Raw genomic sequence first — 6,325 nt, forward strand, 5'->3', positions numbered from 1 at the left:
GCCGCCGTGCCGCGTCCGGCGGACGGCGGGGGGCGCGAGGCCGACCTGGCCCCGCTGCTGACCGGCCAGGCGTCCGCGTCGGTGACCGTGTCGACCCCCGCGACGCCCGTGCCGCTGCCCGAACACGCCGCCCACGAGGTCGCCGCGGCGGTCGCGGCGGCGCTGGACAACGTCCGGCGGCACTGCGGCGACGGCGCCCGCGCCTGGGTCCTGCTGGAGGACGGCCCCGGCGAGGTCACCGTCAGCGTCCGCGACGACGGCCCCGGCATGCCGCCCGGCCGCCTCGACGCCGCGGCCGCGTCCGGCCGGCTCGGCGTCGCCCAGTCCATCCGGGGCCGCGTCCGCGACCTCGGCGGCACGGTCTCGATCGTCTCGGCGCCCGGCGAGGGCACCGAGATCGAGATGACCGTTCCGCGTAGTTCCGTGCCGGTCCGCGACGTCTAGGGTGTGAGCGTGAGCGAGGTTCCGTTGAGGGTCATGGTCGTCGACGACCATCCGATGTGGCGCGACGCCGTCGCCCGCGACCTCGCCGAGGCGGGGCACGAGGTCGTCGCCACCGCCGGGGAGGGCCGCACCGCCGTCCGCATCGCCGCCGCCGCGCGCCCCCGCGTCGCCGTGGTCGACCTGCAGCTGCCCGACATCAGCGGCGTCGAGGTCACCCGGCACCTCGCCGCGGCCGACCCGCCCGTGCGGGTGCTGGTGCTGTCGGCCAGCGGCGAGCAGCAGGACGTCCTGGAGGCGGTGAAGGCGGGCGCCACCGGCTACCTGCTCAAGTCCGCCGGGCGCGAGGAGTTCCTGGACGCGGTCCGCCGCACCGCCGACGGCGACGCGGTGTTCACGCCCGGCCTCGCCGGGCTCGTCCTCGGCGAGTACCGCAGGCTCGCCGCCGCGCCCGCCCGCGAGGACGACGACGCGCCCCGGCTCACCGACCGCGAGACCGAGGTGCTGCGGCTCGTCGCCAAGGGCCTGACGTACAAGCAGATCGCGCAGCGGCTCGTCCTGTCGCACCGCACGGTGCAGAACCACGTGCAGAACACCCTCGGCAAACTCCAGCTCCACAACCGCGTCGAGCTCGTCCGCTACGCCATCGAGAAGGGCCTGGACGAGGAGTCCTGATCCGGCGGCGCCTGTCCGATAACGGCCGGTACGGAACCGGCACCCCGTTCCCCGCGTCCCCAGAGGACGGCCGACGGCGGACGAAAGGGGCGGCGGATTGGGAGCGACACAGGTCTCCATCCTGGTTCTGGCGGTGTACGCGCTGGTCGCGGCGGTCCTGCTGGTGGCGCCCGCCCGGACGCGGGCGGCGGTGCGCCGAGGCCGTCCGCCCATCCGGGACCTGGATCCCCGCGAGGTCGCCTACCTGCGCGGCGGGGAGCCGGCCGCGGCCGCCGTCGCGATGGCGGCGCTGAAGCTCGACGAGGCGATCGAGGTCCACGCCGACGGGCGGATCAGTCCCGGCGAGACGGCGCCCCGCGGCGGCGCGGCGCTGGACGCCGCCCTGCACGCCGCGCTCGCCGAGTCCGCGGATCCGACGCTGCCGGGTCTCGCCGCCGAGCCCGGCGTCCGGGACGCGTTCGGCCGGCTCCGCGGCGACCTGGCCGCGCAGGGCATGCTCGTCCCCGAGGACGCGCGGCGCCGCCTGAGGCGGATGCTCTGGCCCGTCCGGATCTGGTTGCTGCTCGGCATCGCCGGGTGGATCGCGGTCGGCACCCGCCACGGTGTGCCGGTGATGACCGCCGGCGTGCTGGTGCTGATCGCGGTCGCCGTCCCGGCGTTCGCGCTCGGCTCGGCCCATGGGCGCACCGCGGAAGGGGACCGGGTCCTCGACCGGACGCGGAAGGACCACGACGACCTGTCGCCGCCGACCGACGGCGCGTACGAGGAACTGGCCGCGCCGAGGATCCTGATGGCCGTCGCGCTCTTCGGCGTCCCCGCGCTCACCGCCTGGGACCCCGTGTACGCCAAGACGCTCGGAGCGGCGCACTACCTGGCGAGCGTCGGGCCTGCCGGGACGTCGGGCGGGGACGGGACGTCCGGCTCGGTGTTCCTGCTCGGGGACTCCTCGGACGGCGGGTACCACCACGGCGGCGGGCACAGCGGCGGGCACGGCGGGGATCACGGCGGCGGGCATGGCGGCGGGCACGGATGCGGGGGAGCGAGCTGCGGCGGCGGATGCGGTGGCGGCGGATGCGGAGGAGGCTGCGGTGGCGGCTGACGGCACGCCCTCCCTGCCCGGCACGCCCTCCCTGCCCGGCACGCTCTCCCTGCCCGGCGCGCCTTCCCAGCCCGGCACGCCCGCCCTGCCCGGCCTGCCCGATCTGGGCGTCGGCCTCGGCTGGCGGCCGGAGATCGCCGGGTTCGTCGGCGCGCTGCCCGGACTGCGCTTCACCGAGGTGATCGCCGAGTCCGTCCACCCGGCGCGTCCCGCGCCCGGCCTGCTGGAACTGCGCGGGCGCGGCGCGGCCGTCGTCCCGCACGGCGTGAAGCTGTCGCTCGGCGGCGCCGAGCCGGTGGCCGCCGAGCGCGTCGCGCACCTGGCCGCCTGCGCCGAGGCGCTCGGCGCGCCGCTGGTCAGCGAGCACGTCGCGTTCGTCCGGGCGGGCGGGATCGAGGCCGGTCACCTGCTGCCGGTGCCGCGCACGCGGGCGGCGCTGGACGCGCTCACCGCCAACGTCCGCCGCACGCAGGCCGAACTGCCCGTCCCGCTCGCCGTCGAGCCCATCGCCGCGCTCTTCGACTGGCCGGACGCCGAGTACACCGAAGGCGACTTCCTCACCGAGCTCCTGGACCGCACCGGCGCCCTCCTGCTGCTGGACGTCGCCAACGTGCACGCCAACGCCCGCAACCGGGGCGAGGACCCGCTGGACCTCATCGACCGCCTGCCGCTGGAACGCGTCGCCTACTGCCACGTCGCGGGCGGCGTCGAGCGGGACGGCCGCTACCACGACACGCATACGGCGGCTGTCCCGCGAGAGGTCCTGGACCTGATCCGGGAGGTGTGCGCGCGGCGCCGCCCGCCCGGGTTCCTGCTGGAGCGCGACGGCCGCTACCCGCCGACCGGCGAGCTCCAGGCCGAGCTGGACGCCATCGCCGCCGCGTCCGGCCTGGCGGCCGTCACATGAGCGCGGCCGTCACATGAGCGCGGTGGACCCGGGAGCGTTCGACCCCGCGCTGGCGGCGACGCAGGAGGCCCTCGTCCGCGCGATGGCGGCGGGCGGCCCGATGCCCGCCGGGTTCGACGCCGCCGCGGTGCGGGCCGCCGCGCACAGCGTCCTGCTGAAACGGGCCGGCGAGGTGGAGCGCGCCTGGCCCGCCCTCGCCGCCGCCTACGGGGCGTCCTGGAAGGCGGAGTTCGCCGCGTGGGCGGCCGGACGCCCGACCCGGGGATCGTTCCGCGACGGATGGGACTTCGCGCGGGCGCACCGCGACGGCCTCGCCGGGGAGGCCGCGCGGGAACTGGCGCTCGCGGAGATCAGTTGGGCCTATGACGGCGCGTCCGCGCCGCGCCGGCGGTCGGCGGCGGTGCGGCGCGCGCCCGGGGGAGTGGCGGTGCTTTTCCGGGGAAGGGTCCGGATCATCCGGGGCCCGTCGCGCCGCCGCCGCGTCCCGCCGGACGGCGTGCCGCGGGGCGCCTCCGGGGGCTATGGTCTAGACCAATGACGGCACGCCGGGACGGCCGGCGAATGCCCTGCGTAGCCATGCGCTGACCACTAGTCTGGCCATGTGAACCGAGGGAGGAGCCCGGTGGCGGGAGAAGGAGACGGCATGCGAGTCGGAGTGCTCACCGGAGGTGGGGACTGCCCCGGCCTGAACGCGGTCATCCGCGCGGTCGTCCGCAAGGGCGTGCAGGTCTTCGGCTACGAGTTCGTGGGCTTCCGGGCCGGCTGGCGCGGGCCCCTCGAAGGCGACACCGTCGCCCTCGACGTGCAGGCCGTCCGCGGGATCCTGCCGCGCGGCGGCACGATCCTCGGCTCGTCCCGGACCAACCCGGTCAAGGTCGAGGGGGGCGTCGAGCGGATCAAGGACAACCTCGCCGGCCTCGGCGTCGACGCCCTGATCGCCATCGGCGGCGAGGACACCCTCGGCGTCGCCCGCGAGCTGTACGCCAACGGCGTCAACGTCGTCGGCGTCCCCAAGACGATCGACAACGACCTCAACGCCACCGACTACACCTTCGGGTTCGACACCGCGGTGAACATCGGCATGGAGGCCGTCGACCGGCTGCACACCACCGCCGAGAGCCACCACCGCGCGCTGATCTGCGAGGTCATGGGCCGCCACGCGGGGTGGATCGCGCTGCACGTCGGCATGGCCGCCGGCGCCAACGTCATCCTGATCCCCGAGCGGCCGTTCGACATCGACAAGGTCGTCGAGTACGTCGAGAGCCGGTTCAAGACCCGCTACGCGCCGATCATCGTCGTGTCGGAGGGCGCCCACCCGATCGACGGGCAGATGCAGCTGCAGACCGGCGAGCGCGACGCGTTCGGGCACGTCCGGCTCGGCGGCATCGGCCAGGCCCTCGCCGACGAGATCGAGAAGCGCACCGGCAAGGAGGCCCGCGCGACCGTGCTCGGGCACATCCAGCGCGGCGGCACCCCCACCGCGTTCGACCGCGTCCTCGCCACCCGGTTCGGCCTGCAGGCCATCGACGCCGTCCGCGACGGCGACTTCGGCAAGATGGTCGCGCTCCAGGGCACCGACATCGTCCGCGTCGGCCTCGACGAGGCGACCAAGGAGCTGAAGACCGTCCCGCTGGAGCGCTACGCCGAGGCCGAGGTCTTCTTCGGCTGACCCGTCCGGCCGAACCCGTCCGGCCGAACCTGTCCGGCCGAACCCGGCCGAACCCGTCCCTCCCGGCGGGAACACGTTTTCCGGGTCGCGATGTTGGGGTGAGTGGGCCACACTGGAGGCCGCCCCTTGACCCGTTCCCGCCGGGAGGACCACGCATGACCACGCTCGAGACCGCGCCCGCGGACGTCCGGGAGCAGTCCCCGGTCGACGGGGAGCCGTGCGTGCTGCTCAAACTCGGCGAGGTCGTCCTCAAGGGCAAGAACCGCGAGCTGTTCGAGCGCCGCCTGGCCGACAACGTCCGCCAGGCCGTCCGGCCCATCGCCCGCGTCGACGTCATCCGCCGCCACGGCGTCTTCATCGTCCGCAAGCACGATGCCGACCTCGCCACCATGGAGCGGGTCGCGCAGCGGATCACCGACGTCATGGGCATCGTGTGGGCGCACCGCGCCTGGCGGGTCGGCAAGGACCTCGCCAGCGTCGAGCGCGCCGCCCTGGAGCTCATGGACGGCCGCCTCGGCACGTTCGCCGTCCGGTCCCGGCGCCGCGACAAGCGCTTCCCGATGACCTCCACCGAGCTGGACCGGCACATCGGCGCGCTCGTCGCCGCCCGCTACGGCCAGCCCGTCAAGCTGAAGGACCCGGCGCACACCCTGTCGATCGAGGTCGACCGGGACGAGGTGTTCGTCTACTCCGGCGGCCTGCCCGGCCAGGGCGGCCTGCCCGTCGGGATGAGCGGCCGCGCCCTCGTGCTGATGTCCGGCGGCATCGACTCGCCCGTCGCCGCGTACCGGATGATGCGCCGCGGCCTGCGCGTCGACTACCTGCACTTCTCCGGCATGCCGTTCACCGGCCCGGAGTCGATCTACAAGGCGTACGCGCTGGTCCGCGAGCTGGACAAGTTCCAGGGCGGGTCCCGGCTGTTCGTCGTCCCGTTCGGCAAGGCGCAGCAGCAGATCAAGTCGTCCGGCGCCGACCGGCTCGCGGTGATCGCGCAGCGCCGCCTCATGCTGCGCACCGGCGAGGTCCTCGCCCGCCGCCTCCGCGGCTCCGCGCTGATCACCGGCGACGCGCTCGGCCAGGTGTCCAGCCAGACCCTCGCCAACATCACCGCGCTGGACGACGCCGTCGAGCTGCCCATCCTGCGCCCGCTCGTCGGCATGGACAAGATCGAGATCATGGACCAGGCGCGCCGCATCCGCACGCTGTCCATCTCCGAGCTGCCCGACGAGGACTGCTGCACGATGCTCGCGCCGCGCCGCGCCGAGACCCGCGCCAAGATCGACGACCTCCGGCAGATCGAGAAGCGCCTCGACGTCGGCGAGCTCGCCGACCAGCTCGCCGAGTCCGTCCAGGAGCACCGCCCCGTCTACGGCGACGCCGCCGCGTCCTGACGCCGTCCGACCGCGTACGGTCGCCCCGGCCCCCCGGCCCGAGGACGCGGGGCCGCCGCCAACACAGATCGGAAAAGCACACGTCACAACACCAGTCACCATAAACAATAAAGGGTATGACGTCTAAATCAGGAAAAATCGTG

The 6,325-nt window shown here is 74.7% G+C and carries 7 protein-coding genes; all 7 read left to right on the forward strand.

From position 1 onward, the window contains the following. Window positions 1-444 (forward strand): sensor histidine kinase (locus ABZ914_RS44040; RefSeq protein ID WP_500200687.1); only part of this gene is annotated, 444 nt, incomplete at its 5' end. A gap of 33 nt (window positions 445-477) precedes the next feature. Next, window positions 478-1,116 carry a response regulator gene (locus tag ABZ914_RS44045; RefSeq protein WP_190861926.1) on the forward strand — a complete coding sequence of 213 codons (639 nt, stop codon included), beginning with the start codon at window positions 478-480 and terminating at the stop codon, window positions 1,114-1,116. Between the two features lie 97 nt (window positions 1,117-1,213). After that, the gene (locus ABZ914_RS44050) at window positions 1,214-2,215 is read left to right on the forward strand and encodes a TIGR04222 domain-containing membrane protein (RefSeq protein ID WP_500200688.1); all 1,002 of its coding nucleotides are present in this window, start codon (window positions 1,214-1,216) and stop codon (window positions 2,213-2,215) included. Then, entirely contained in the window at window positions 2,205-3,122 is a 918-nt protein-coding gene (locus tag ABZ914_RS44055) for an MbnB/TglH/ChrH family RiPP precursor modification enzyme (protein ID WP_500200689.1), read from the forward strand. Before ABZ914_RS44050 ends, ABZ914_RS44055 begins: the two co-directional genes overlap by 11 nt. 13 nt (window positions 3,123-3,135) lie before the next feature. Beyond that, the gene (locus ABZ914_RS44060; RefSeq protein WP_500200690.1) at window positions 3,136-3,660 is read left to right on the forward strand and encodes an SCO6045 C-terminal-like domain-containing protein; all 525 of its coding nucleotides are present in this window, start codon (window positions 3,136-3,138) and stop codon (window positions 3,658-3,660) included. Between the two features lie 105 nt (window positions 3,661-3,765). Beyond that, window positions 3,766-4,791 (forward strand): 6-phosphofructokinase, encoded by a 1,026-nt coding sequence (locus ABZ914_RS44065; protein ID WP_190861885.1) that lies wholly within the window; start codon window positions 3,766-3,768, stop codon window positions 4,789-4,791. A gap of 155 nt (window positions 4,792-4,946) precedes the next feature. Then, window positions 4,947-6,182, forward strand: coding sequence for a tRNA uracil 4-sulfurtransferase ThiI (thiI, locus tag ABZ914_RS44070; protein ID WP_433138525.1), 1,236 nt, complete (start codon window positions 4,947-4,949; stop codon window positions 6,180-6,182). The last annotated feature ends 143 nt before the right edge of the window (window positions 6,183-6,325 follow it).

The sequence above is a fragment of the Spirillospora sp. NPDC046719 genome, from assembly GCF_040645715.1.
GTDB lineage: Bacteria > Actinomycetota > Actinomycetes > Streptosporangiales > Streptosporangiaceae > Spirillospora.